The 26,344-nt window shown below is 61.3% G+C and carries 18 protein-coding genes; 14 read left to right on the top strand and 4 right to left on the bottom strand.

Annotation, left to right across the window (positions count from 1 at the left end):
* Positions 1-150: 150 nt before the first annotated feature.
* The 3 genes from QMX88_RS10050 to QMX88_RS10040 all read right to left on the bottom strand — a co-directional run bounded on the left by QMX88_RS10050 (position 151) and on the right by QMX88_RS10040 (position 4,927).
* Complete coding sequence (locus QMX88_RS10050) at positions 151-840, bottom strand: SPOR domain-containing protein (RefSeq protein ID WP_192171219.1); 690 nt, start codon at positions 838-840, stop codon at positions 151-153.
* Position 841: 1 nt separating this feature from the next.
* A complete protein-coding gene (argS, locus tag QMX88_RS10045; RefSeq protein WP_282368799.1) occupies positions 842-2,587 on the bottom strand; it encodes an arginine--tRNA ligase in 1,746 nt (581 codons plus the stop codon).
* A 120-nt stretch (positions 2,588-2,707) separates the two neighbouring features.
* Positions 2,708-4,927 carry a primosomal protein N' gene (locus QMX88_RS10040; RefSeq protein ID WP_282368797.1) on the bottom strand — a complete coding sequence of 740 codons (2,220 nt, stop codon included), beginning with the start codon at positions 4,925-4,927 and terminating at the stop codon, positions 2,708-2,710.
* A gap of 168 nt (positions 4,928-5,095) precedes the next feature.
* Here QMX88_RS10040 and rpmE point away from each other — a divergent pair, with 168 nt between their 5' ends.
* The 3 genes from rpmE to QMX88_RS10025 all read left to right on the top strand — a co-directional run bounded on the left by rpmE (position 5,096) and on the right by QMX88_RS10025 (position 7,604).
* Positions 5,096-5,329, top strand: coding sequence for a 50S ribosomal protein L31 (rpmE, locus tag QMX88_RS10035; protein WP_065986634.1), 234 nt, complete (start codon positions 5,096-5,098; stop codon positions 5,327-5,329).
* A gap of 23 nt (positions 5,330-5,352) precedes the next feature.
* A complete protein-coding gene (locus QMX88_RS10030) occupies positions 5,353-6,156 on the top strand; it encodes a thermonuclease family protein (RefSeq protein WP_282368790.1) in 804 nt (267 codons plus the stop codon).
* A gap of 179 nt (positions 6,157-6,335) precedes the next feature.
* A complete protein-coding gene (locus tag QMX88_RS10025; protein ID WP_282368788.1) occupies positions 6,336-7,604 on the top strand; it encodes a malic enzyme-like NAD(P)-binding protein in 1,269 nt (422 codons plus the stop codon).
* 243 nt (positions 7,605-7,847) lie between these two features.
* Here QMX88_RS10025 and QMX88_RS10020 read toward each other — a convergent pair whose 3' ends face one another.
* Positions 7,848-10,322, bottom strand: a complete 2,475-nt coding sequence (locus QMX88_RS10020; RefSeq protein ID WP_442969443.1) for a penicillin-binding protein 1A — start codon at positions 10,320-10,322, stop codon at positions 7,848-7,850.
* A 209-nt stretch (positions 10,323-10,531) separates the two neighbouring features.
* On the opposite strand from QMX88_RS10020, the gene QMX88_RS10015 reads away from it, so the two are divergent.
* The 11 genes from QMX88_RS10015 to QMX88_RS09965 all read left to right on the top strand — a co-directional run bounded on the left by QMX88_RS10015 (position 10,532) and on the right by QMX88_RS09965 (position 26,272).
* Positions 10,532-11,596 (top strand): pilus assembly protein PilM, encoded by a 1,065-nt coding sequence (locus QMX88_RS10015; RefSeq protein WP_074890782.1) that lies wholly within the window; start codon positions 10,532-10,534, stop codon positions 11,594-11,596.
* Positions 11,596-12,165 (top strand): PilN domain-containing protein, encoded by a 570-nt coding sequence (locus tag QMX88_RS10010; RefSeq protein ID WP_192171214.1) that lies wholly within the window; start codon positions 11,596-11,598, stop codon positions 12,163-12,165. Before QMX88_RS10015 ends, QMX88_RS10010 begins: the two co-directional genes overlap by 1 nt.
* Entirely contained in the window at positions 12,162-12,809 is a 648-nt protein-coding gene (gene pilO / locus QMX88_RS10005) for a type 4a pilus biogenesis protein PilO (protein WP_192171213.1), read from the top strand. The genes QMX88_RS10010 and pilO overlap by 4 nt, the downstream gene beginning before the upstream one ends.
* The gene (locus QMX88_RS10000) at positions 12,806-13,333 is read left to right on the top strand and encodes a pilus assembly protein PilP (protein WP_065986622.1); all 528 of its coding nucleotides are present in this window, start codon (positions 12,806-12,808) and stop codon (positions 13,331-13,333) included. The genes pilO and QMX88_RS10000 overlap by 4 nt, the downstream gene beginning before the upstream one ends.
* 53 nt (positions 13,334-13,386) lie before the next feature.
* Complete coding sequence (pilQ, locus tag QMX88_RS09995) at positions 13,387-15,471, top strand: type IV pilus secretin PilQ (RefSeq protein WP_282368776.1); 2,085 nt, start codon at positions 13,387-13,389, stop codon at positions 15,469-15,471.
* A gap of 4 nt (positions 15,472-15,475) precedes the next feature.
* Complete coding sequence (gene aroK, locus QMX88_RS09990) at positions 15,476-15,994, top strand: shikimate kinase AroK (RefSeq protein WP_192171211.1); 519 nt, start codon at positions 15,476-15,478, stop codon at positions 15,992-15,994.
* 130 nt (positions 15,995-16,124) lie between these two features.
* The gene (aroB, locus tag QMX88_RS09985; RefSeq protein ID WP_122625541.1) at positions 16,125-17,228 is read left to right on the top strand and encodes a 3-dehydroquinate synthase; all 1,104 of its coding nucleotides are present in this window, start codon (positions 16,125-16,127) and stop codon (positions 17,226-17,228) included.
* Positions 17,229-17,238: 10 nt separating this feature from the next.
* Entirely contained in the window at positions 17,239-18,864 is a 1,626-nt protein-coding gene (locus QMX88_RS09980) for an SPOR domain-containing protein (RefSeq protein WP_282368765.1), read from the top strand.
* 358 nt (positions 18,865-19,222) lie between these two features.
* Positions 19,223-23,668: a glutamate synthase large subunit gene (gene gltB, locus QMX88_RS09975; protein ID WP_282368762.1), complete on the top strand. Its 4,446-nt coding sequence runs from the start codon at positions 19,223-19,225 to the stop codon at positions 23,666-23,668.
* Positions 23,669-23,789: 121 nt separating this feature from the next.
* Positions 23,790-25,208, top strand: coding sequence for an FAD-dependent oxidoreductase (locus QMX88_RS09970; protein WP_282368759.1), 1,419 nt, complete (start codon positions 23,790-23,792; stop codon positions 25,206-25,208).
* Positions 25,209-25,507: 299 nt separating this feature from the next.
* Complete coding sequence (locus tag QMX88_RS09965; protein WP_282368757.1) at positions 25,508-26,272, top strand: S1 family peptidase; 765 nt, start codon at positions 25,508-25,510, stop codon at positions 26,270-26,272.
* Positions 26,273-26,344 lie beyond the last annotated feature (72 nt).

Raw genomic sequence — 26,344 nt, 5'->3', positions numbered from 1 at the left:
GTGTAGGAGTGAGCTTGGTCGCGATTGCGGTCAGTCAGGCACCCATTATGTTGGATGTGCCGATTTCATCGCGAGCAAGCTCACTCCTACAACTGATCGCCCCCGCGTGGAGCGGGACCAATTTTTTGCCCTGCGGCGGGTGGCAGTGCCTTAGCGAGCCTGGCGCTGTTGCAGCAGCAGGTTGCTGAAACCGCCACCTGCCAACTGCTTCTGCGCTGTGGTCAGCTGTTCGCGGTTGCTGAACGGGCCGACCAGCACGCGGTACCAGGTTTCATCCTTCACCGTGCCTGACTCCACGGTCGACGTTTGCCCCAGCAGAATGATCTGCGCGCGCACCTTCTCGGCGTCGGCCTGCTTGCGGAACGAGCCTGCTTGCAGGAAAAACGTCGTCACCGCCGCCGGCTTGGTCACCGGAGGCGCTGGCGGTGGCGTCAGACCGCTGAGCGCCGCCTGGGCGCGAGCGGTGTCGATCTTCGCGGCCACTTCAGGCGTAACCGGCGTGCTTGGCGCAACGACCGGTGGCGTCTTCTCCGGCACTGCTTCGTTCGGCACGATGACTTCCGACTCAGGCAACAGCGTGTAGAAGTCGTATTTCGGCTTCACAGGCGCGGTCGGGCTGGGCGGCGTCTTGTTTGCTTCGGCAATCTTCGCGGCCTTGGCTTCAGCCTTGACGCGCTTGATGTCGTCGCCGCTGCCGGGTTCGAGCTTCATCAGGAAAACAACGAACGCGCCGACGGTCAGGCCGATCGCCATCCACACCCAGCCCGGAATCGGCTTCTTGGCGGGTGCCTGATACCGGCTGGCGCCGCGCTTGGGAGCAGGTTTCTTTTTAACGGCCAACTTACATACGCTCCAGAGTGTCCAGACCCAGCAACTGCAGGCCTTGCTTGAGGGTGCGACCGGTCAGGGCGGCGAGGCGCAGACGGCTTTGCTGTTGTTCAGGGTTTTCCGCCGCCAGGATCGGGCAGTTCTCGTAGAAACTGGAGAACAGGCCGGCGAGGTCATACAGATACGCGCAGAGCACGTGAGGTGTGCCCTTGTCGGCAACGGTGTTCACGGTCTCGCCGAACTGCGCCAGGCGCGCGGCCAGGTCTTGCTCCTGGGCGGCGTCCAGGATGATTTGGCCCTCGCTCGCGTTGAAGCTTTCGCCCTTTTCTTCGAGCTTGCGGAACACGCCGGCCACGCGGGTGTAGGCGTACAGCAGATAAGGCGCGGTGTTGCCTTCGAAGCTGAGCATCTGGTCGAAGTTGAAGCTGTAGTCGCTGGCGCGATGCTTGGACAGGTCCGCGTATTTCACCGCGCTGATGCCCACGGCCTTGGCGATCGAGCGCAACTCGTCTTCGGCGACGTCCGGGTTTTTCTCTTTGACCAGCGTATAGGCGCGCTCTTCGGCTTCATCGAGCAGGTCGACCAGCTTGACCGTGCCGCCATCGCGGGTCTTGAACGGACGGCCATCGGCGCCGTTCATGGTGCCGAAGCCCATGTGCTCCATCTGCATGCCGTTGGTGACGAAGCCTGCGCGGCGCGCCACTTCAAAGACCTGCTGGAAGTGCAGCGCCTGACGCTGATCGACGAAATACAGCGCGCGATCGGCTTTCAGCACGTTGCTGCGGTAGCGAATGGCGGCGAGGTCGGTGGTGGCATAGAGATAACCGCCGCCGGCCTTTTGCACGATCACCGGCAGCGGCGTGCCTTCGGCGGTTTTGAATTCTTCAAGAAACACACACTGCGCGCCGTTGCTCTCAACCAGCAGTCCGGCCTTCTTCAGGTCGGCGACGACATTGGCGAGGTCGTCGTTGTAGGCGCTCTCGCCCATGACGTCCTTCGGCGTGAGTTTGACGTTCAGGCGCTCGTACACTTCCTGACAGTGGGACAGGGAGATGTCTTTGAAGCGCGTCCACAGGCTCAGGCACTCGGCGTCCCCGGCTTGCAGCTTGACCACCAGCCCACGTGCGCGCTCGGCGAACTCTTCGGACTCGTCGAAACGGCCCTTGGCGGCGCGATAGAAATTTTCGAGGTCAGCCAGCTCATCGCTGGTCGCCGGGGTTTCCTGCAGATAGGCCAGCAGCATGCCGAACTGAGTGCCCCAATCGCCGACGTGGTTCTGACGGATCACGGTGTCGCCAAGAAACTCAAGGACGCTGGCCACGCCGTCGCCAATGATGGTCGAGCGCAAGTGGCCGACGTGCATCTCTTTGGCCAGATTCGGCGCAGACAGGTCGACCACAACGCGTTGAACAGGGCCGTTCTTGCGCACGGACAGGGTCGCGTCGGCGAGGGCTTCGTCGAGGCGCGAAGCCAGGGCCTGGGTGTTCTGGAAGAAATTGAGGAAACCGGGGCCGGCGATGTCGACCTGGGTGATCTGCTCGTCCGCGGGCAACGCGGCGACGATTTTCTCGGCCAGGTCACGCGGCTTCATGCCCGCAGGCTTGGCCAGCATCATGGCGATATTGCTGGCGAAGTCGCCGTTTTTCTTGTCCTTGGCGTTCTCCACCTGAATCGCCGGCGTCAGCCCTTCCGGCAAGACGCCATCGGTGACGAGTTGGCTCAGAGCTTGTTGAATCAGCTGGCGAATGGTGTCTTTCATGGTGCTCTCTTTCGACCGCAAGCGCGGCCGCGCCTGGATGCGCGGGTGGAAAAACTGGGCATTATCCGTGGCCGGGGCCACCTTGCCAACCGCGCTGGATGCGCGGTCAACCGATGCGAATCAATAAAGGTCCACCGGATCCACGTCCAGCGACCATCTGACCTGGCGCCCGCTGGGCATGTTTTCCAGTGTCAGCAGCCAGGTCGCGAGCAGCTTGTGCAGCGGCGCGCGGGCGTTGGCCTGGACCAGCAACTGAGCGCGATAGCGTCCGGCGCGTCGTTCCATCGGTGCCGGAACCGGGCCCAGCAGCTCAATGCCGCCCAGCGCCATGTCTTTCAGCAAGCGCTCGGCTTCGGTGCAGGCTTCGTCGAGAAAACCCTCGGCCTGACCCGGCTTGTGCGCTTCGGCGCGCAGCAGCGCCAGGTGCGAAAACGGCGGCAGCCCGGCGGCGCGACGTTCGCTCAAGGCCTGCTCGGCAAACGCGAAATAGCCCTGTTCGGTCAGTTGAATCAACAAAGGATGGTCGGCCAGGTGAGTCTGGATGATCACCTTGCCCGGCTCTTCGGCGCGCCCGGCTCTGCCTGCGACCTGCACAATCAATTGCGCCATGCGCTCGCTGGCGCGGAAGTCGCCGGAGAACAGCCCGCCATCGGCATCGAGAATCGACACCAGCGTCACGCGCGGGAAGTGATGCCCTTTGGCGAGCATTTGCGTGCCCACCAGAATGCACGGCTGGCCTTTCTGGATGGTCGCGAACAGCTGATTCATCGCGTCCTTGCGCGAGGTGCTGTCCCGATCAACGCGCAGCACCGGGTAGTCGGGGAACAGAATTGCCAGCCGCTCCTCGGCACGCTCGGTCCCCGCACCCACCGGGCGCAGATCGACCTTGCCGCACGCCGGGCAATTGCGTGGCACCCGTTCGACATGGCCGCAATGGTGACAACGCAGCTCGCCCGAGCGCTGGTGCACGGTCATGCGAGCGTCACAGCGAGGGCATTCCGACAGCCAGCCACAGTCGTGACACAGCAGCGTCGGGGCAAAGCCGCGTCGGTTGAGGAACACCAGCACTTGCTGGCCCGCCGCCAGGGTCTGACCGATGGCTTGCTGCATAGGGCCCGAGATGCCGCTGTCGAGGGGGCGGCTTTTGACATCCAGGCGCAGGAAGCGGGGTTGCTGAGCACCACCCGCGCGCTGATTCAGACGCAGGAGCGCGTATCGACCGGTGTGGGCGTTGTGCAGACTTTCCAGCGAAGGCGTCGCCGAGCCGAGGACGATCGGGATGTCCTCCTGATGCGCCCTCACCAGCGCCAGATCCCGGGCGTGATAGCGCAGGCCTTCCTGCTGTTTATAGGAGCCGTCGTGCTCCTCGTCGATGATGATCAGCCCGGGGTTTTTCATCGGGGTGAACAGCGCCGAGCGGGTGCCGATGATGATGTCGGCTTCGCCATCGCGCGCCGCCAGCCAGGCGTCCAGCCGGTCGCGATCATTGACTGCCGAATGCAGCAGCGCGATGCGCGCGTTGAAACGCTGCTCGAAGCGCGCCAGGGTCTGCGGACCCAGGTTGATTTCCGGAATCAGCACCAGCGCCTGCTTGCCCGCTTCCAGCGTTTCGCGGATGAGCTGCAGATACACCTCGGTCTTGCCGCTGCCGGTGACACCCGCCAGCAGTGAGGCATGAAAGCTGCCGAAACCCGAGCGGATGGCTTCATAGGCGGCCCGCTGCTCAGTGTTGAGCGGCAGTTCCGGCTGCGCCAGCCAGTGCTCGTGCCGCTCGACCGGCCCATGACCGCGCACCTCGACGGTCACCAGTCCCTTGGCGAGCAGCAGATTCAGGCTGTCCCGGTTGAGCATCAGCTTGCTCAGCAACTGGTGAGCCACGCCGTGGGGGTGCTGGGCCAGGGTGCGCAGCGCTTCCTTTTGTTTGGGCGCCCGGGCGATGCGCGGGTCATCGACGCTGGCATCCGGCGCCGCGTGCCAGAAACGCTCCTGCCGCGCTTCCGCCGGCTCGCCCTGACGCAGCAACACTGGCAACGCCCAACTGAGCGTGTCGCCCAGGCTGTGCTGGTAATACTGGGCCGTCCACAGGCACAACTTGAACAGTGCGGGCGGCAACGGCGGTTCGGCATCCAGCACAGCAATGGCCGGCTTGAGCTTGTCGGCCGGCACGTCGCTGTGATCGACGACTTCCACCAGCACGCCGATCATTTCCCGACGGCCAAATGGCACGCGCAGGCGCATCCCCGGCTGCAAGGCACTGCGCGCCACACCTGCGGGGGCAAGGTAGTCGAACAGGCGGCGCAGCGGCGAGGGCAGGGCGAGGCGCAAGATGGCGTCGGGCACGCGGGGGATATCCTGTTACGGAGTATGACGAAGGGCGCGATCTTAGCAGACGACCGGCGTGAACGTTCCCTTGCGTGATTGGCGTTGTCTGTTAATATGCGCGGCCTAATTCCGTGCGGTATTCAACAATAGTGTTGGGTGGCGGCACGATAGCCTGAGGAAATACCCATGAAAGCTGATATCCATCCAGTTTACGAAGCCATTGACGCAACCTGCAGCTGCGGCAATGTCATCAAAACCCGTTCCACACTGGCCAAGCCTCTGAGCCTGGACGTGTGCAACGAGTGCCACCCGTTCTACACCGGCAAGCAAAAAACTCTGGACGTCGGCGGTCGTGTCGACAAGTTCAAGTCGCGTTTCGGTGCATTCGGTCCTACCAAAGCTCCTGCTGCTGCAGAGTAAGGTTGGCCGTTCTGGAGTCGCCGATGCGTTTCTCCAGGCTGCTTAAGAAGGCGTCCCTCGCGGGCGCCTTTTTTATGTCCGCGATTTGGCTTTCGACGGCCCAGGCCTTGTGCCCTGCGCCGCCGTCGCTGCCCGTGGTTCAGGTGCAGCGAGTGGTCGATGGCGACACGGTGCGCCTGAGCGATGGTCGCAGCGTTCGCATGATTGGCCTCAATACGCCGGAAACCGGCAAAAAGGGTCAGTCAGCCCAGCCGTTTGCAGATGTGGCGAAGCGTCGTTTGCAGGCGTTGATCGATGCCAGTGATGGGCAGGTCAGGCTGCGCGTGGGTGAAGAGCCGACCGATCATTACGGCCGCACTCTCGCTAACGTCTATGGCCGTGATGGCGCCAACCTTGAGGCGCAACTGCTTGCCGAGGGCCTTGGCTATCTCGTCGCGGTTTCCCCGAACGTTGCGCTGGTCAGCTGCCAGCAAGCCGCAGAGCAGTCAGCTCGACAGGCCGGCCTGGGTCTGTGGCGCAATTCGCCGGTTCAACCGGCCGAGCAGATCAGCACCGGCGGGTTCGCGCTGGTCAGCGGGCGCGTGACCAGCGTGCAGCGCAATGGCGGCGGCCTGTGGATCGAATTCGGCGATTCATTGGTGCTGCGCATTGCGCCCAAGCTGCTCGGCCAGTTCGACACTGCCGCGCTGCAGCGCTTGAAGGGGCAGCGAATCGAAGCCCGTGGCTGGGTGGTCGATCGTTCGCGTCGGGGCGGTCTGAAATCAGGTCAACCGCGCTGGATGATGTCGATCACTCACCCTGCAATGTTGGATACAGTTAATAAATAAATTGTAGACATTTTTGCTGAGGATTGTTGCCGCTCTAGGCCTTATGTTCTGCGGCTCTACGCTGAAAGTCGTAGATGCGGCCTCTTGACACAGGTGACCCGCCAGTCTTGTTAGGACTTTATGACTTGCGTATGCTCGGCGGTCCGTCTGTCCAACAGCAAAAAAGCGGAATGCCCCCCATGTCAGATTTGAAAACTGCCGCTCTCGAATATCACGCTCATCCCCGTCCGGGGAAACTCAGCGTCGAGCTCACCAAAGCCACTGCCACCGCTCGCGATCTGTCGCTGGCCTACAGCCCGGGTGTGGCTGAGCCGGTCCGCGAAATCGGTCGCGATCCGGAACTTGCCTACAAGTACACCGGCAAAGGCAACCTGGTAGCGGTCATCTCTGATGGCACCGCGATTCTGGGTCTGGGTAACCTCGGGCCTCTCGCGTCCAAGCCGGTTATGGAAGGCAAAGGCGTGCTGTTCAAGCGCTTTGCCGGTATCGATGTGTTCGATATCGAAGTCGATTCGGAAAGCCCGCAGGCCTTCATTGACACCGTGCGACGCATCTCCATCACCTTCGGCGGCATCAACCTGGAAGACATCAAGGCACCTGAGTGCTTCGAGATCGAAAAGGCGCTGATCGAGCAGTGCGACATCCCTGTTTTCCACGATGACCAGCACGGCACCGCGATCGTTACCGCAGCCGGCATGATCAACGCGCTGGAAATCGCTGGCAAAACCCTGGAAGCGGCGAAGATCGTCTGCCTGGGCGCTGGCGCTGCGGCCATCTCCTGCATGAAGTTGCTGGTGAGCATGGGCGCGAAGATCGAAAACATCTTCATGATCGACCGCAACGGCGTGGTTCACGACGGGCGTACCGATCTGAACCAGTACAAGGCGCAGTTCGCTCACTCCACCGAAAAGCGCACGCTGGCCGATGCACTGGAAGGCGCCGACGTGTTCGTCGGTCTGTCCGGTCCGAACCTGCTGAGCGCTGAAGGCCTGAAGTCGATGGCGGCCAACCCGATCGTGTTCGCCTGCTCGAACCCGGATCCGGAGATCTCGCCAGAACTGGCTCACGCCACCCGCAGCGACGTGATCATGGCCACCGGCCGTTCGGATTACCCGAACCAGGTCAACAACGTGCTGGGCTTCCCGTTCATCTTCCGTGGCGCACTCGACGTTCGCGCCAAGCGCATCAACGAAGAGATGAAAATCGCAGCGGCCAACGCTTTGCGCGAATTGGCCAAGCTGCCAGTGCCCCAGGAAGTCTGCGACGCCTACGGCGGCATCGCCCTGGAATTCGGTCGTGAGTACATCATCCCGAAACCACTGGACGTGCGCCTGCTGACTATCGTTTCCGATGCCGTGGCTAAGGCCGCCATCGAGAGCGGTGTCGCAACCCTGCCGTATCCAAAGCACTACCCGCTGAAAAGCGTGGATGACGTGTTTAACGGCTGATAGCAACGCCCACAAAAAACCCAGCCAAGTGCTGGGTTTTTTATGGGCGCTCGTTTTGCTGTCCGGCTGGACACAACACCTTTGTTCAGGATACGCAATCCTTGTGGGGGTGAGCTTGCTCACGAAGACGGTGCTTCAACCGCTGAAGATGCAGCGGATGTTCCGACCTTTTCGCGAGCAAGCTCGCTCCCACATGGACGGTGTTGATGCCTGAGGATCAGCCGCCTACTGATCTACGCCTCACTAGAACAAATCGATCGGCGCCGACTCGTCCGCCGGCAGCGGGCTGCCTGGAGGCGGGCTGCCGCCGAGTTCGTTCACGCTAGGCGGTGTGTCCTCGCTCTTGAACAGTTCGAAGAACGCGCCCGGCGTGCTCGGTGTGGCGGAGCGGCCGCTAACGGGATCGATGCGCAGGCTGAGGATGCCGTCCGGTTCGGCTTGAACATGGGGCGGTTTGTCCTTCAGCGCGGCGCTCATGTACTTCATCCAGATCGGCAGCGCGACCGTGCCGCCGAACTCATGGCGACCCAGGCTTTCCGGCTGATCGAAACCGGTCCAGACCGTCGTCACGTAATCCGCGTTATAGCCCGTGAACCACGCGTCTTTCGAATCGTTGGTGGTCCCGGTTTTACCGGCGATGTCCGGACGGTTCATCGCCAGGGCACGGCGGCCAGTACCGCGTTTGATCACGTCCTGCAGCATGCTGTTGAGGATGTAGACCGTGCGACCGTCAACAATCCGTTCAGCGACCACGGGGGCTGGCGCTGCGCCCGAGGCATCCAGCGCGTTCGGTACGACGTTGGCGGTCAACGGCGGGGTCTCTGGCGCTGCATAGGTTGATGCGCTGCTGATGGCCGCCTCGCTGACCGCTTTCGGGTTCGGGTCGTTGGCAGGCACCGTCGGCGGGTTGGCTACGAACAGGGTTTTGCCTTCACGGTCCTCGATCTTCTGAATGAGGTACGGGCTGATCTTGTAGCCGCCGTTGGCGAACGCACTCCAGCCGCCGACGATTTCCATCGGCGTCAGGGTTGCAGTGCCCAGTGCGAGGGACAGGTTGGGCGGCAAGTCCTGTTTGTTGAAGCCAAAGCGGGTGATGTAGTTGATCGCGGTGTTCACGCCCAGGCTTTGCAGCAGGCGGATCGACACCAGGTTACGTGACTTGTACAGCGCCTCGCGCAGCCGAATCGGACCGAGGAAGGTGCCGGTGTCGTTCTTTGGCCGCCAGACTTTGTCGATGGCCTCGTCGACGAATACGATCGGCGCGTCGTTGACCAGGCTGGCGGCGGTGTAGCCGTTGTCCAGCGCCGCCGAATACAGGAACGGCTTGAAGCTGGAGCCCGGCTGACGCTTGGCCTGCATCGCGCGGTTGTAGTTGCTTTGCTCGAACGCGAAGCCGCCGACCAGCGCACGAATCGCGCCGTTCTGCGGATCCAGCGAAACCAGCGCGCTCTGCGCCACCGGAAGCTGGCTGAACTTGAGCGAGTTGTCCGCCTGACGCTGCAGGCGCACCAGATCGCCGACATGGGCGACATCGCCGGGCTGCTTGGGATTGGCGCCGACGCTATTGGTGTTCAGGAACGCCTTGGCCCACTTCATGCTGTCCCAGGCGACGGTTTCTTCGTTCTCGCCGTTGCGGGTCAGGACGCGGATGCCGGTCTTGTCGACCTGAGTGACGATGGCCGGCTCCAGGCCGCTGATCGGACGCTGTTTGCTCAGTTCCTGCACCCAGCCCTCGCGGGTCAGGCCTGGGAATCGGCTCTCAGGCCCGCGATAGCCATGGCGCTGGTCGTATTCGATCAGGCCGTCCTGCACCGCCTTGTTGGCGTCTTCCTGCAGGCCGCTCGGGACAGTAGTGGTGACGCGGAAGCCTTCTGTGTAGGCTGCGCTGCCATAACGACCCACCATTTCGGCGCGCGCCATTTCAGCGATATACGGCGCGTTCACTTCAGGGCTCTGAACGTGATAGCTGGCGTTGATCGGCTCGGCAAGGGCGGTCTGGTAGGTGTTCTGGTCGATTTTCCCCAGCTTGAACATGCGGCCAAGAATCCAGTCGCGGCGCTCTTTGGCGCGCACCGGATTGGCCAGTGGGTTGAATCGTGACGGCGCCTTGGGCAGGCCGGCAATCATTGCCATCTGCGCAACGCTCAGGTCGCGGATGGATTTGCCGTAGTAAACCTGCGCTGCGGCCTCGATGCCGTAAGCGCGGTTACCCAGATAGATCTTGTTGACGTACAGCTCGAGAATCTCGTCCTTGGTAAGTTGGCGCTCGATTTGCAAGGCCAAGAGAATCTCGGTGGTTTTGCGCGAAAAACTGCGCTCGCTGGTCAGGAAATAGTTTTTCGCCACCTGCATGGTGATGGTCGAGCCGCCAGACTGAATGTGACCGCTCTTGACCAGTTGGCTGGCCGCGCGCATCAGGCTGCTCGGATCCACGCCATAGTGGTTCTCGAAGTTGTCGTCTTCGGCGGACAGCAGGGCATGGATGAAATTGGGCGGAATGTCGGCGAAACGGATGGGAGAGCGGCGCATTTCGCCAAACTCTGCAATCAGCTTGCCGTCGCTGCTGAAGACGCGCAGCGGGATCTGCAGCTGGATATTGCGCAGCGCATCGACCGATGGGAGGTTCGGGGCCAGGTAGAGAAAGGCGCCGCTCAGGCCGAGGAGCAGCCCGCAGACGACCGCGACGATGGACCACCAGACAAACTTCAGCAGGCGTATCAAGGCTTTTGGATTTCCAGAAAAAAGAATGAGTTAGACGCAGGCATTTACAAATGAACACGCCTTGAAGCTTTGGTACACGAAAAAAACGCTGGGCATTATAAGCATTTTTCGTCGTCGAGCGTTATTTGCGCTACTGTCAAGTCAGCCGACAGTGGCACTGGACTAGAAATCATCCGTAAGTGACGGAAACGCATAGGGAATCGGTTGTGTTCGAACTCTTCAGTAAGAAGGCCAACACCCTTCTGGGGATCGATATTAGCTCCACCTCGGTCAAGCTCCTGGAGCTAAGTCGTTCCGGCAACCGTTACAAGGTCGAGTCTTATGCGGTCGAGCCACTGCCAGCCAACGCAGTGGTCGAAAAGAACATCGCGGAGCTCGAAGGCGTCGGCAGTGCTTTGACGCGTTTGCTGGTAAAAGCCAAGAGTAACGTCAAAATCGCGGCGGTTGCTGTCGCGGGTTCGGCTGTTATTACCAAGACCATCGAGATGGATGCGGGGCTTTCCGACGACGAGATGGAAAACCAGCTCAAGATCGAGGCCGATCAGTACATTCCCTATCCGCTGGAAGAAGTCGCCATCGATTTCGAAGTCCAGGGCTATTCAGCCCGTAATCCAGAACGCGTCGAAGTGTTGCTCGCCGCCTGCCGCAAGGAAAACGTCGAGGTGCGCGAAGCTGCTCTGGCACTGGCCGGGCTGACCGCCCGCGTGGTCGACGTCGAAGCCTACGCGCTGGAGCGCTCGTTCGGTCTGTTGTCTGCGCAGTTGGGCCAGGACCACGAACAGCTGACGGTCGCCGTCATCGACATCGGCGCGACGATGACCACCCTCAGCGTGCTGCACAACGGCCGCATCATTTATACCCGCGAACAATTATTTGGCGGTCGCCAGTTAACCGAAGAAATCCAGCGCCGTTATGGTTTGTCCGTCAGCGAGGCCGGGCTTGCGAAAAAGCAGGGCGGGCTTCCCGATGACTACGTCATGGAAGTCCTGCAGCCGTTCAAGGACGCCGTGGTGCAGCAGGTGTCCCGTTCGCTGCAGTTTTTCTTTGCGGCCGGCCAGTACAACCGCGTCGACTACATCATGCTGGCCGGCGGGACCGCCTCTATTTCCGGTCTTGATCGGCTGATCCAGGAGCGCCTCGGCACGCCGACGCTGGTGGCTAACCCCTTTGCTGACATGGCACTGAGCGTCAAGGTCAACGCCGGCGCGCTCGCCAGCGATGCTCCCGCACTGATGATCGCTTGCGGTCTGGCCCTGAGGAGCTTTGACTAATGGCACGGATCAACTTACTTCCCTGGCGCGAACAGCAACGCGAGGAGCGCAAGAAGCGCTTCATCCTGGCGCTGGCGGGTGTGCTGGTGCTGGGCATCGGCGCCATTCTTTTGGCTGATCAATATTTGAGCAGTGCCATTGCCCACCAAAACGCCCGCAATCAATTCATCAGGACCGAAATCGTCCAGCTCGACGCGCGCATCAAAGAGATCAGCGAGCTCAAGGCACGTCGCAAGCAACTGCTGGAGCGGATGAAGATCATTCAGGACCTGCAAGGCAACCGGCCGATCATCGGGCGCATCTTCGATCAGATGGCCCGTACCCTTCCCGATGGTGTCTATTTCAACGACGTGAAGATGACCGGGCAGATGATCAGCATTTCCGGGGCTGCCGAATCCAATAACCGGGTTTCGGATCTGCTGCGTAATCTGGATGCGTCTGACTGGCTTGAGTCGCCGAGTCTGACCGAGGTCAAGGCAAACACTGCGGCGGGCGGCGTGGATCAGACCAACACCTTCCAGTTGACGGTGCGTCAGACGCAGCCGGCGGTTGAGGGGGTCAGGCCATGAACATGAATGATTGGCTCGATAGCCTGAAAAAGATCGACATCAACGACCTGGACATCAATAACCTGGGTTCCTGGCCCGCCGCGGTGAAGACCATTGCCGGCGCGTTGTTGCTGGCGCTGGTGTTGGCCGGTGGGTATTTCTTCTATATCCAGGACATGCAGACTCAGCTCGATCAGGCCCGTGGCGAAGAGACCGCACTGAAAGAGCAGTTCGCGACCAAGGCGTATCAGGCTGCCAACCTCGCGGCTTACAAAAGCCAGATGGTGGAGATGGAAAACACCTTCGGCGCCTTGCTGCGGCAGTTGCCAAGCGACACCGAAGTCCCCGGCTTGCTGGAGGACATCACCCGCACCGGTCTGGGCAGCGGCCTGGAGTTCGAGGAGATCAAGCTGCTCCCCGAAGAGGCCCAGCAGTTTTATATCGAATTGCCGATCCAGATTACCGTGACGGGCAGTTATCACGACCTCGCGACCTTCGCCAGCGGCGTCGCCAGCCTGCCGCGAATCGTGACCCTGCATGACTTCGAGATCAAACCGCTGGACGCCAAGTCCCCCGGGAAGCTGCGCATGAGCATCCTTGCCAAGACCTACCGCTATAACGACAAAGGTCTTCAGAACGTCGACACGAAAGGGCCAGCGAAATGAGGGCGATGCGTTGGTTGTGCGTCGGCGTCACGCTGATGGGGCTCGCGGGTTGCGACAGCTCGAACGAATTTGACGATCTCAAGCAGTTCATGGCCGAGGTGCGCGCGCGGCCGGTGGGCACCATCGAGCCGATGCCCAAATTTCGGCCGTACGAAGCCTTTACCTATGCGGCGGCCAGTTTGCGCAGTCCGTTTCAGCCGCCGATCAAGATTGATCTGGTCAACCGTCCAAAGGGCTCGCACCTGGTGCAGCCTGATCCGACCCGGGTGAAGCAGTTCCTCGAAGGCTTCAACATCGACTCCTTCGAAATGGTCGGCACGTTGAGCAATGAAACCGGCACGTTCGCGCTGCTTCGCGGGGCGGGTGGCGTGCATCGGGTGAAAGTGGGCGATTATCTGGGACGTAACGATGGCCGGATCACGGCGATCACCGACTCGGCGGTGCAAGTGATGGAAATCGTTCCGGATGGAGAGGGGGCGTGGCTGGAGCGCCCGCTCAGTATTTCCCTCAAGGAGCGCTCATGAAGACGGCAAGCAAGCGAAGCACCTTCGGATCGGCACAGTGGTGGAATGTGAACATGAACAGGATTCTCTCGATTATCGGCCTGTCGCTAGGGATGGCGATGCTTTCACCGGTTGTCCAGGCGGCTAACCTCAAGACGCTGGATGTGGCTGCATTGCCGGGGGATCGAGTCGAATTGAAACTGTCCTTCGACGGTCCGGTGGCGGCGCCGCGCGGCTACACCACCGAGCAACCCGCGCGCATTGCGCTGGACCTGCCGGGGGTCACCAGCCAACTGGCGATCAAGAGCCGTGACCTGGGTTCAGGCAACGCCCACAGCGTTGTGGTCGTCGAAGCCAAGGACCGCACGCGGGTGATCATCAACCTCACCACGCTTGCGCCCTACAGTTCGCGTGTCGATGGCAACAACCTGTTCGTGGTCGTGGGCCAGGGCGCTGCTGCGGCCCAGGGCTCACAGCCGAGCACCGCCATGGGCGCGGCGCGGGTGAGTGTGCCGAGCGGACCTGCCGCTCAATCGAAACCTGTTGCCCGCTCGTATGCGCCAGGCCCGCGTTCGGTGAAAAACGTCGACTTCCAGCGCGGCGAGTTGGGTGAAGGCAACGTCATCATCGAGCTGAGCGATACCGGCATTGCCCCGGACATTCAGGAGCAGGGCGGCAAGATCCGCGTCGACTTCGCCAAAACGCAATTGCCTGAACCGCTGCGCGTGCGTCTGGACGTGAAGGATTTCGCGACCCCGGTGCAGTTCGTCAATTCCAGCGCCACGGGTGACAAGGCCAGTATCTCCATCGAACCGTCCGGTGCGTTCGATTACTCCGCCTACCAGACCGACAACAAGCTGACCATCAGCGTGCGTCCCCTGACCAACGAAGATCAGGAGCGGCGTAACTCGGAAAAACTGGTCTACACCGGCGAGAAGCTGTCGCTGAATTTCCAGGACATCGACGTGCGTTCGGTGTTGCAACTGATCGCTGACTTCACCAACCTCAATCTGGTGGCGAGCGACACCGTTCAGGGCGGCATCACCTTGCGCCTGCAGAACGTGCCGTGGGATCAGGCGCTGGATCTGGTGCTCAAGACCAAAGGCCTGGACAAGCGCAAGATCGGTAACGTTTTGCTGGTCGGTCCGGCCGACGAGATCGCCGCGCGTGAGCGCCAGGAGCTGGAATCCCTCAAGCAGATTTCCGAACTGGCCCCGCTGCGGCGCGAGTTGCTGCAGGTGAACTACGCCAAGGCCGCCGATATTGCCAAGCTGTTTCAGTCGGTGACCAGCGCTGAATCTAAGACCGACGAGCGTGGCTCGATCACCGTCGATGAACGCACCAACAACATCATTGCCTACCAGACCCAGGATCGTCTGGACGAGCTGCGCCGCATCGTGTCGCAACTGGACATCCCTGTGCGTCAGGTGATGATCGAAGCGCGCATCGTTGAAGCCAACGTCGATTACGACAAGGCCCTGGGCGTGCGCTGGGGTGGTTCGAGCAACAAAGGCAATTTCACCACCGGCGGTAATGGCACGGTCTCGGGCGCATCAGCGACCAATGGTCCTTACGTGGACATGGGTGTGACCGACGCCACCTCGTCGATCGGCCTGGGCTTCCTGACCAACAACACGATTCTCGACCTTGAGCTGACGGCCATGGAGAAAAGCGGCAACGGCGAAGTGGTCTCGCAGCCGAAGGTCGTTACGTCGGACAAGGAAACGGCGAAAATTCTGAAAGGTACGGAAGTGCCTTATCAGGAAGCCAGTTCCAGTGGCGCGACCTCGGTGTCGTTCAAAGAGGCGTCGCTGTCGCTGGAGGTGACCCCGCAGATCACCCCTGACAACCGCATCATCATGGAGGTCAAGGTCACGAAAGATGAGCCGGACTACGTGAATACGGTGCTGGGTGTGCCGCCGATCAAGAAAAACGAAGTGAACGCCAAGGTGCTGGTGGCCGACGGCGAGACCATCGTAATTGGTGGCGTGTTCTCGAATACGCAGAGTAAAGTCGTCGACAAGGTGCCATTTTTAGGCGATGTGCCGTATGTTGGCCGCCTTTTCCGGCGCGATGTGGTTTCGGAGTCAAAATCCGAGCTGTTGGTGTTTCTCACTCCGCGTATCATGAATAACCAGGCGATTGCTGTGAGTCGTTGATTCTGTGCGAAATTTAATTCTTGTGGGGCCGATGGGGGCTGGCAAAAGCACCATCGGTCGCTTGCTGGCCAAAGAGCTTCGACTGCCGTTCAAGGATTCCGACAAGGAAATCGAGCTGCGAACGGGTGCCAATATTCCCTGGATCTTCGACAAGGAAGGTGAAGCGGGCTTTCGCGATCGTGAGCAAGCGATGATCGCCGAACTCTGCGCGCTGGATGGCGTGGTCGTGGCCACCGGCGGTGGCGCGGTCATGCGCGAAGAAAACCGTCGCGCCCTGCACGCCGGCGGTCGGGTGGTGTATTTGCACGCGTCGGTTGAGCAGCAGGTGGGCCGTACCTCACGAGATCGTAATCGCCCCTTGCTGCGTACGGCTGACCCGGCGCGCGTGCTGCGTGAGCTTCTGGAGATTCGCGATCCGCTGTACCGCGAGATCGCCGATGTCATCATCGAAACCGATGAGCGGCCCCCGCGAATGGTGGTTATCGACATCCTCGCCCTGCTGGCCGAGCTTCCTCCCCGTTAAAGCGCAGACGGAAATGCGCTATCCTCGGCGACCATAAAAAGTGGGGTCGCTACATGGCCTTGCGCCATAGCCGGTGTCGGCGTTTTTCAAGACCCGCACAGGCAACCAATTGTTAACAGCGTGGGGACACATGCAGACACTCAAGGTCGAGCTTGGCGAACGCAGCTACCCGATCCATATCGGCGAAGGCTTGCTGGATCAGCCCGAGTTGCTCAAGCCGTACATAGCCGGAAAACAAGTGGCGATCGTTTCCAACGCCACCGTCGCGCCGTTGTACATGGACCGCCTCACCCGCTCCCTCGCCGGTTACAGCGTCTTGCCGATCGTGCTTCCCGACGGAGAAGCCTTCAAGAACTGGGAAACCCTGCAAACCATCTTCGACGCGCTGCTCACCGCACGCCATGATCGCCGAACCACCGTGATTGCGTTGGGCGGCGGCGTCATCGGTGACATGGCCGGCTTTGCCGCTGCCTGTTACCAGCGCGGCGTCGAATTCATTCAAGTGCCGACCACGTTGCTGTCCCAGGTCGATTCCTCGGTCGGTGGCAAAACCGGCATCAATCACCCGCTGGGCAAAAACATGGTGGGCGCCTTCTACCAGCCCAACGCGGTGCTGATCGACACCTTGTCGCTGAACACCCTGCCTGAGCGCGAGCTGTCCGCCGGTCTTGCCGAGGTCATCAAATACGGTTTGATCTGTGACGAACCGTTCCTGACGTGGCTCGAAGAGAATGTGGACAAGCTGCGCGGGCTGGATCAGGCCGCGCTGACCACGGCGATCGAGCGCTCCTGCGCCGCCAAGGCTGCGGTCGTCGGTGCCGATGAGCGAGAGTCAGGCGTGCGTGCCACGCTGAACCTCGGTCATACCTTTGGCCACGCTATCGAAACTCACATGGGCTACGGCGTGTGGCTGCACGGCGAGGCGGTGGCCGCGGGCACGGTGATGGCGCTGGAAATGTCCGCGCGTCTGGGCTGGATCAGCGAGCAGGAACGTGACCGCGGCATCCGTATTTTCCAGCGCGCCGGCTTGCCGGTGGTTCCGCCGGAAGACATGACGCCCGAGCACTTCCTCGAGCACATGGCGGTGGACAAAAAGGTCATTGACGGTCGTCTGCGCCTGGTGCTGTTGCGTCGCATCGGTGAAGCAGTGGTAACGGACGAATATCCACAAGAAGTACTACAGGCCACACTGGTCGCGGACTACCGCGCCTTGGTGGATCAGCTTAGAGGTTAATGAGAAATCCATGACTAGTTTGCACGCCGATGAGGCCTTCCTCGGTCATTACCAGTTGAGTCATGACCCCTTTGCAACGCGGGTTCCCGGCTTCAAATTTTTCCCGGCACAGCGCAAGCCCGTGCTCGGTCAGCTGCATCACCTCGCGCGCTACAGCCAGCTGCTGCTGGTCGTCACCGGGCCTCAGGGCAGTGGCAAGACGCTGCTGCGTCAGGCACTGGTGGCGAGCACCAACAAGCAATCGGTGCAGAGCGTTGTGGTGTCGGCGCGTGGCGCCGGTGATGCGACGGGCGTGTTGCGTCAGGTCGCTCAGGCGCTGAACGTCGCTCAAGCGGAAATGCGCCCGATCCTGGCGCAGGTCGTGCAGTTGGCGCTGACCGGTCAGGAAGTCTACATCCTGGTCGACGATGCCGAACAACTGGGCGAATCCGCACTCGAAGCGTTGTTGGGATTGGCAGCAGGCACCCCGGAAGGGCGTCCGCATGTCTTCCTGTTCGGCGAGGCTTCGATCATTGATCGCCTGGATCAGCTGTGCGCCGAGAGCGGTACCGAGGAAGAACGCTTCCACGTTATCGAGCTCGCGCCGTATACCGAAGAAGAAACCCGTGAGTATCTGGCTCAGCGCCTCGAGGGCGCAGGGCAGGGCGTTGAGTTGTTCAGCGCCGCGCAGATCACTGATATCCACGAGCAGTCCGGTGGATGGCCAGGCGCGATCAACCAGGTCGCGCGCGATTCGATGATCGAAGCCATGATTGCCAGCCGCTCTGCGGTCAAGCGTCCAAGTATGGGGTTCAAAATGCCTAAGAAACACGTGTTGGCTTTGGGTGGGGTTGTTGTCGCAGCCGTTCTCGCGGCGTGGCTGATTCCAGGCCGCAGCAACGCACCTGCCACTGCGCCAGCCAACTCTCAGGCTCAACTGCCTCTGGGTCAGGGCCAGGCGCCGGCGCAACAATCGAACAACGGTGGCCCGGCCATCGAATTCGCCGGAAATTCGCAGCCGATGCCGCTGCCGATGAACGGCTCGCAACCGGCGACCCGCGCGCCACTGGCTGAAGCTGCGGGCTCGGGCGAAGGTGATGGCGAAGATGGCGGCCCGGCAGCCAACCAATCGCTGCAGCCACCGACGGTGACCACCACTGCGCCACCGGCGGGCGCGACGGCAAGTCCTGCTCCGACCATGGCGCAGCAGCCGGTTCCGGCACCGCGTCCGGCCCCGGCTGCCAAACCAACGCCTGCTCCGGCGGCTGCTGCGAAACCTGCGCCAGCGCCGACGCAAGTGGCCACCGCCAAACCTGCCCCGGCACCAGCGGCCAAGCCAGCAGCGGCGGCCGCAGCGTCCGGCGCTGCGGGCAGCGGCTGGTACGCAGGTCAGGCTCCGACGCATTACGTGGTGCAGATCCTAGGCACCAGCTCTGAAGCCACCGCTCAGAGCTACGTGAAAGAGCAGGGCGCCGAGTACCGTTACTTCAAGAAAACCCTGCAGGGCAAGCCCCTGTTCGTGGTGACTTACGGCAGCTTCGCTGACCGCAATGCGGCACTGACCGCTATCAAGGCCTTGCCAGAGAAGGTTCAGGCTGGTAAACCTTGGCCTCGTACTGTCGGCAGTATCCAACAGGAACTCGCCGCCGCCCGCTGATGACGCAGGGACCTTATCCAGGTCCCTCGCTTGGCCCTCCCGATATCATGCATGAGCGTGCTGCCAACGAGCAGCGCGCCTTGCGGTGTCTGCGTCTCAGACACGCATTGATCTTCGGGCTCTCATTGGTCAGACTCGCAAAAAAGCTCTGGCTAGCACGAGAATCGATATAAAACCTTTCATGAATGCGACATAAATTTGCGACACTTCGTCGTCAAATTTGTGAGGACTTGTGTCGCTGTGTACAATGACCTCCCTTTTGCTCCCGCAAAGCCGGCATACGTTCGGCGTGGATGGTAAATGGTTGAATTGAAAAGAAATTTGTCTCGTTAAGAGGCAGCCTGGTGAGAATGTGTCTATGAAAGCAGGTCTGTACCATCCAGAAGAATTCAAGGATAACTGTGGTTTCGGCCTGATCGCCCACATGCAAGGCGAGCCCAGTCATCACCTGTTGCAGACGGCTATCGAAGCCCTGACCTGCATGACCCACCGGGGTGGGATCAACGCCGACGGCAAGACCGGTGACGGTTGCGGGCTGTTGATGCAAAAACCTGACACCTTCCTGCGTGCGGTGGCCACCGAGCACTTCGGCGTCGAGCTTCCGCGCCAGTATTGCGCAGGTATGGTCTTCCTCAATCAGGACGACACCAAGGCTGAAGCCGCCCGCGAAAACATGAACCGTGAAATCCTCGCGGCCGGCCTGACCCTGATCGGCTGGCGCCAGGTGCCGATCGACACCAGCGTTCTGGGTCGTCTTGCCCTCGAGCGTCTGCCGAAGATCGAGCAGGTGTTCATCGGCGGTGAAGGCCTGAGCGATCAGGAATTCGCGATCAAGCTGTTCTGCGCACGTCGTCGCTCCTCGGTGGCCAACGCCGCTGACACTGACCACTACATCTGCAGCTTTTCCCACAAGACCATCATCTACAAAGGCCTGATGATGCCGCGTGACCTCACGGCATTCTTCCCGGACCTCAACGACGAGCGCCTGCAAACCGCGATCTGCGTGTTCCACCAGCGTTTCTCGACCAACACCCTGCCGAAATGGCCACTGGCTCAGCCATTCCGCTTCCTCGCCCACAACGGCGAGATCAACACCATCACCGGTAACCGCAACTGGGCCCAGGCCCGTCGCACCAAGTTCACCAACGACCTGATGGACCTCGACGAGCTCGGCCCGCTGGTCAACCGCGTGGGCTCCGACTCTTCGAGCATGGACAACATGCTCGAGCTGATGGTGACCGGCGGCATCGACCTGTTCCGTGGCGTGCGCATGCTCGTGCCGCCGGCGTGGCAGAACGTCGAGACCATGGACCCGGATCTGCGCGCGTTCTACGAATTCAACTCCATGCACATGGAGCCGTGGGACGGCCCAGCCGGCATCGTCATGACCGAAGGTCGTCACGCCGTTTGCCTGCTTGACCGCAACGGCCTGCGTCCTGCGCGCTGGGTCACCACCAAGAACGGTTACATCACCCTCGCCTCGGAAATCGGCGTGTGGAACTACAAGCCGGAAGACGTGATTGCCAAGGGCCGTGTCGGTCCGGGTCAGATCTTCGCCGTGGACACCGAAACCGGCCAGATCCTCGACACCGACGCCATCGACAGCCGCTTGAAGTCGCGCCATCCGTACAAGCAGTGGCTGCGCAAGAACGCCCTGCGTATTCAGGCGACGCTGGAAGACCACGACCACGGTTCGGCCTTCTACAACCCGGATCAGCTCAAGCAGTACATGAAGATGTTCCAGGTCACGTTCGAAGAGCGTGATCAGATCCTGCGCCCGCTGGGTGAGCAGGGCCAGGAAGCGGTCGGCTCCATGGGCGATGACACGCCAATGGCGGTGCTGTCCCGTCGTGTCCGCACGCCGTACGACTATTTCCGTCAGCAGTTCGCGCAGGTCACCAACCCGCCGATCGATCCGCTGCGTGAAGCCATCGTCATGTCGCTGGAAGTCTGCCTCGGTGCGGAGCGCAACATTTTCCAGGAGTCGCCGGAGCACGCTTCCCGCGTGATCCTCAGTTCGCCGGTCATTTCCCCGGCCAAGTGGCGCTCGCTGATGACCCTGGATCGTCCGGGCTTTGATCGTCAGATCATCGACCTGAACTATGACGAAGCCACGGGCCTGGAAGCGGCCGTGCGCAATATCGCCGATCAGGCTGAAGAAGCCGTGCGTTCAGGCAAGACCCAGATTGTCCTGAGCGACCGCCATATCGCGCCGGGCAAACTGCCGATTCACGCGTCGCTGGCCACCGGTGCGGTGCACCACCGCCTGACCGAGAAAGGCCTGCGCTGCGACAGCAACATCCTCGTCGAGACAGCAACGGCTCGCGACCCGCACCATTTCGCGGTGCTGATCGGCTTCGGCGCGTCGGCGGTCTATCCGTTCCTGGCGTACGAAGTGCTGGGCGACCTGATCCGTACCGGCGAAGTGCTGGGCGATCTGTACGAAGTCTTCAAGAACTACCGCAAGGGCATCACCAAAGGCCTGCTCAAGATTCTGTCGAAGATGGGCATTTCGACCGTCGCTTCGTACCGCGGCGCGCAGCTTTTCGAAGCCATCGGCCTGTCGGAAGAAGTCTGCGATTTGAGCTTCCGTGGCGTGCCGAGCCGCATCAAGGGCGCGCGTTTCGTTGACATCGAAGCCGAGCAGAAAGCCCTCGCTTTTGAAGCCTGGAGCGCGCGCAAGCCGATCCAGCAGGGCGGGTTGCTGAAGTTTGTCTACGGCGGCGAATACCACGCGTACAACCCTGATGTGGTGGCGACGCTGCAAGCCGCCGTTCAGCAGGGTGATTACAGCAAATTCAAGGAATACACAGCGCTGGTGGACAACCGTCCGGTGTCGATGATCCGCGACCTGTTGAAGGTCAAAGAGCTCGACACGCCGTTGGGCATCGATGAAATCGAGCCGCTGGAAGGTATTCTCAAGCGCTTCGACTCGGCGGGCATCTCGCTGGGTGCGTTGTCGCCGGAAGCCCACGAAGCGCTGGCCGAGGCGATGAACCGCTTGGGCGCGCGCTCCAACTCCGGTGAGGGCGGCGAAGACCCGGCGCGCTACGGCACCATCCGCAGTTCCAAGATCAAGCAGATCGCGACCGGCCGTTTTGGCGTGACGCCTGAGTATCTGGTCAACGCTGACGTCCTGCAGATCAAAGTCGCCCAGGGCGCCAAGCCGGGCGAGGGCGGGCAATTGCCGGGCGGCAAGGTCAACGGGCTGATCGCCAAGCTGCGTTACGCAGTGCCGGGCGTGACGCTGATTTCGCCGCCGCCGCACCACGATATCTACTCCATCGAAGACTTGTCGCAGCTGATCTTTGACCTCAAGCAGGTCAACCCGGCCGCGCTGGTCTCGGTCAAACTGGTGGCCGAAGCGGGTGTGGGGACGATTGCGGCCGGCGTGGCCAAGGCCTATGCCGACCTGATCACCATTTCCGGCTATGACGGCGGCACCGGTGCATCGCCGCTGTCGTCGATCAAATACGCGGGCTCGCCGTGGGAAATCGGCTTGGCCGAGACCCACCAGACCCTGCGCGGCAACGACCTGCGCGGCAAGGTTCGGGTGCAGACCGACGGCGGTCTGAAAACCGGCCTGGACGTGATCAAGGCGGCCATCCTCGGCGCCGAAAGCTTCGGCTTCGGCACCGCGCCGATGATCGCGCTGGGCTGCAAATACCTGCGCATCTGCCACCTGAACAACTGCGCCACCGGCGTCGCGACTCAGAACGACAAGCTGCGCAAGGACCACTACATCGGCACCGTCGACATGGTGATCAACTTCTTCACCTACGTGGCTGAAGAAACCCGCGAATGGCTGGCGAAGCTGGGCGTGCGTTCGCTGGAAGAGCTGATCGGGCGTACCGATCTGCTGGAAATCCTGCCCGGTGAAACCGCCAAGCAGCAGCACCTGGACCTGACGCCGCTGCTGGGCAGCGACCACATTCCGGCCGACAAACCGCAGTTCAGCCAAGTGGACCGCAACCCGCCGTTCGACAAGGGCCTGCTGGCCGAGAAGATGGTCGAACTGGCGATCTCCGCCATTCAGACCAAGAGCGGTGGCGACTACGAACTGGACATCTGCAACTGCGACCGCTCCATCGGCGCGCGGATTTCCGGCGAGATCGCCAAGCTGCACGGCAACCAGGGCATGAACGATGCGCCGGTGACGTTCCGCTTCAAGGGCACGGCCGGGCAGAGCTTTGGTGTGTGGAACGCCGGCGGCCTGAACATGTACCTGGAAGGCGACGCCAACGACTACGTCGGCAAAGGCATGACCGCCGGCAAGCTGGTCATCGTGCCGCCAAAAGGCAGCCCATTCAAAACCCAGGACAGCGCCATCATCGGCAACACCTGCCTGTACGGCGCGACCGGCGGCAAGCTGTTCGCGGCGGGTACGGCGGGCGAGCGTTTCGCAGTGCGTAACTCCGGCGCCCACACCGTTGTGGAAGGCACGGGCGACCACTGCTGCGAATACATGACCGGCGGTTTCGTCTGCGTGCTGGGCAAGACCGGCTACAACTTCGGCTCAGGCATGACCGGCGGCTTCGCTTACGTGCTCGATCAGGACAACACCTTTGTTGACCGGGTCAATCACGAGCTGGTCGAGATTCAGCGCATCAGCGGTGAAGCGATGGAAGCCTATCGCAGCCACCTGGAGCGCGTGCTGGCCGAATACGTGACCGAAACCGACAGCGAATGGGGCCGCAACCTCTGGGAAAACCTGGACGACTACCTGCGCCGCTTCTGGCTGGTGAAGCCGAAGGCCGCGAGCTTGAAGTCGCTGTTGTCCAGCACCCGCGCGAATCCGCAGTAAAGCAGCTGCGAGCGGCACGCTTCAAGCCGCACGCTAACGGCAGCGCGCGAGTGCCTGCGAACATGATTTTCTTGCAGCTTCAAGCTTGGCGCTTGAGGCTGTAGTCAGGAGTTTTAACACCATGGCTGAACGTCTCAGTAACGACTTCCAGTTCATCGAAGTCGGGCGTAAAGATCCGAAGAAGAAACTGCTGCGTCAGCGCAAGAAAGAGTTCGTGGAAATCTACGAACCTTTCAAGCCTCAGCAGTCGGCCGATCAGGCGCACCGTTGCCTGGGTTGCGGCAACCCGTACTGTGAATGGAAATGCCCTGTGCATAACTTCATTCCCAACTGGCTGAAGCTGGTGGCCGAGGGCAACATCCTCGCGGCCGCCGAGCTGTCGCACCAGACCAACACCCTGCCGGAAGTCTGCGGCCGCGTGTGCCCGCAGGACCGTCTGTGTGAGGGCGCGTGCACCCTCAACGACGGCTTTGGCGCCGTGACCATCGGCTCGGTCGAGAAATACATCACCGACACGGCCTTCGCCATGGGCTGGCGCCCGGACATGTCCCGCGTCGTGCCAAACGGCAAGCGCGTGGCGATCATCGGCGCAGGCCCGGCCGGCCTGGGCTGCGCTGACGTTCTGGTGCGTGGCGGCGTGAAGCCGGTGGTGTTCGACAAGAACCCGGAAATCGGCGGTCTGCTGACCTTCGGGATCCCCGAGTTCAAGCTCGAGAAGAGCGTGCTGAGCAATCGCCGCGAAGTCTTCACCGGCATGGGCATCGAGTTCCGCCTCAACACCGAGATCGGCAAGGACATCACCGTCGAGCAGTTGCTGGAAGAGTACGACGCGGTATTCATGGGCATGGGCACGTACACCTACATGAAGGGCGGCTTCCCCGGTGAAGACCTGCCTGGCGTGCACGATGCGCTGGATTTCCTGATCGCCAACGTCAACCGCAACCTGGGCTTTGAAAAGTCGCCGGAAGATTTTGTCGACATGAAGGGCAAGAAGGTCGTGGTCCTGGGCGGCGGTGATACGGCGATGGACTGCAACCGCACGTCGATCCGTCAGGGCGCCAAGTCAGTGACCTGCGCGTATCGTCGCGACGAAGAAAACATGCCCGGCTCGCGCAAGGAAGTGAAGAACGCCAAGGAAGAAGGCGTGAAGTTCCTCTACAACCGTCAGCCCATCGCCATCGTTGGCGAGGATCGGGTCGAAGGCGTGAAAGTCGTCGAAACGCGTTTGGGCGAGCCGGATGCGCGCGGCCGTCGCAGCCCCGAGCCGATTCCGGGTTCCGAAGAGATCATCCCGGCGGACGCCGTGGTCATCGCGTTCGGTTTCCGTCCAAGCCCGGCGTCGTGGTTCGATCCGCAGGGCATCCAGTTGGACAGCCAGGGCCGCGTCGTGGCACCGGAGCAGGGCCAGTTCAAGCACCAGACCAGCAACCCGAAGATCTTCGCCGGCGGCGACATGGTGCGCGGTTCTGATTTGGTGGTGACGGCGATCTTTGAAGGCCGGAATGCGGCTGAAGGGATTCTGGATTATCTGGGCGTCTGATGACGCCTGCGGTAAGCCACAAGCTAGAAGCAGACGCGATCTGCTTCTACTTGAAGCTTGCCGCTTGAAGCTTGCAGCCGCTCCATGCTGGCAGCTGCTTCCACATCTGTTTCGTTTCCTTCCTCGGCTCTCCCTTTCGTGAAAACGTCAGGCACCGCTACGAGTGTCATTTCTGACAGTTCCCAACACGATTCAATAAGTTTCTAATTCGGCAAGGTCTCGGACGCTAACGAGCCTTTCTGAAATTGAATGGAAGCACGGGCCGGTGTCTGGCGGCCTGTTGGATCACGGAGCGAAAAATGAACAAGTTAGTTTGCTGTCTTGGCCTCGCGGCTTTTTTGACCGGTTGTGGTGAATGGGCCGGTGTGAATGAAAGCAAAAAAATCGTCGGAGGAGAGCCAGCCCCGAGAGGGCAGTACCCGTTCTTTGCAGCAATTGTCAAAGAGGATGGGTCGCACCTCTGTGGCGCTGCATTGATTGCGCCGCGGTGGGTACTGACTGCTGAACACTGCATCGACGGCCAGGCTCCTCACTCCGTGAGCATTGGCCTGGAACAATACCGGCCGACTGTCGTCGAGAAGGACCGGGTCAGGATCCAGGCCACCTACGGGCATCCGCAGTTTGATCACAGCGGGCGATACGATATTGCATTGATCAAGCTGGAGCGCGCGGCCAACAGTACCGATTTCCTTGAGTTCGACGGGGCCGAGTCTGTGATGGAGCCGGGGGTTGGCTACCCCGTGACGCTGATCGGGTTCGGGAGAACCGAGACGGGATACGGGCCAGATGTGCTGTACCAAGGCCTTGGCGAGACGCTGGAGGACAAGGCGTGTATCGAAGTGCCTCCCGGCTACCCGGCCACCCACTTCGATCCATTGGTCAACCTCTGCGCCGGATACAATCAGGCGTCTGGCGATTCCGGAGGGCCTCTGCTCTACAAGTCAGGCAGCCACTACCTTGAAATCGGACTGGTCAGTCGTTCTTTGTGGATGAATGCCGGTCAGTACACCAGAGTCGCTCACTTCGCAGGCTGGATTACAAAGACGATGGAGGACAACCGATAGGTCGCCGATGTCGGAAAACCGGCAGGGCATTGATGCGACAAATCGCCCCGATAAATAAATGGCACGGCACCG

Origin of the sequence: Pseudomonas sp. PS02290 (assembly GCF_029960075.1) — a bacterium.
In the GTDB taxonomy this organism is placed as follows: Bacteria; Pseudomonadota; Gammaproteobacteria; order Pseudomonadales; family Pseudomonadaceae; genus Aquipseudomonas.
This window is presented reverse-complemented; position numbering and strand designations above follow the sequence as displayed.

Coding starts and splice junctions, on each gene's coding strand:
- argS (WP_282368799.1), bottom strand. CDS start 2,587: ATGAAAGACACCATTCGCCAGCTGATTCAACAAGCTCTGAGCCAACTC.
- QMX88_RS10030 (WP_282368790.1), top strand. CDS start 5,353: ATGCGTTTCTCCAGGCTGCTTAAGAAGGCGTCCCTCGCGGGCGCCTTT.
- QMX88_RS10025 (WP_282368788.1), top strand. CDS start 6,336: ATGTCAGATTTGAAAACTGCCGCTCTCGAATATCACGCTCATCCCCGT.
- QMX88_RS10010 (WP_192171214.1), top strand. CDS start 11,596: ATGGCACGGATCAACTTACTTCCCTGGCGCGAACAGCAACGCGAGGAG.
- pilQ (WP_282368776.1), top strand. CDS start 13,387: ATGAACAGGATTCTCTCGATTATCGGCCTGTCGCTAGGGATGGCGATG.
- QMX88_RS09980 (WP_282368765.1), top strand. CDS start 17,239: ATGACTAGTTTGCACGCCGATGAGGCCTTCCTCGGTCATTACCAGTTG.
- rpmE (WP_065986634.1), top strand. CDS start 5,096: ATGAAAGCTGATATCCATCCAGTTTACGAAGCCATTGACGCAACCTGC.
- QMX88_RS10000 (WP_065986622.1), top strand. CDS start 12,806: ATGAGGGCGATGCGTTGGTTGTGCGTCGGCGTCACGCTGATGGGGCTC.
- pilO (WP_192171213.1), top strand. CDS start 12,162: ATGAACATGAATGATTGGCTCGATAGCCTGAAAAAGATCGACATCAAC.
- aroB (WP_122625541.1), top strand. CDS start 16,125: ATGCAGACACTCAAGGTCGAGCTTGGCGAACGCAGCTACCCGATCCAT.
- QMX88_RS09970 (WP_282368759.1), top strand. CDS start 23,790: ATGGCTGAACGTCTCAGTAACGACTTCCAGTTCATCGAAGTCGGGCGT.
- QMX88_RS09965 (WP_282368757.1), top strand. CDS start 25,508: ATGAACAAGTTAGTTTGCTGTCTTGGCCTCGCGGCTTTTTTGACCGGT.
- gltB (WP_282368762.1), top strand. CDS start 19,223: ATGAAAGCAGGTCTGTACCATCCAGAAGAATTCAAGGATAACTGTGGT.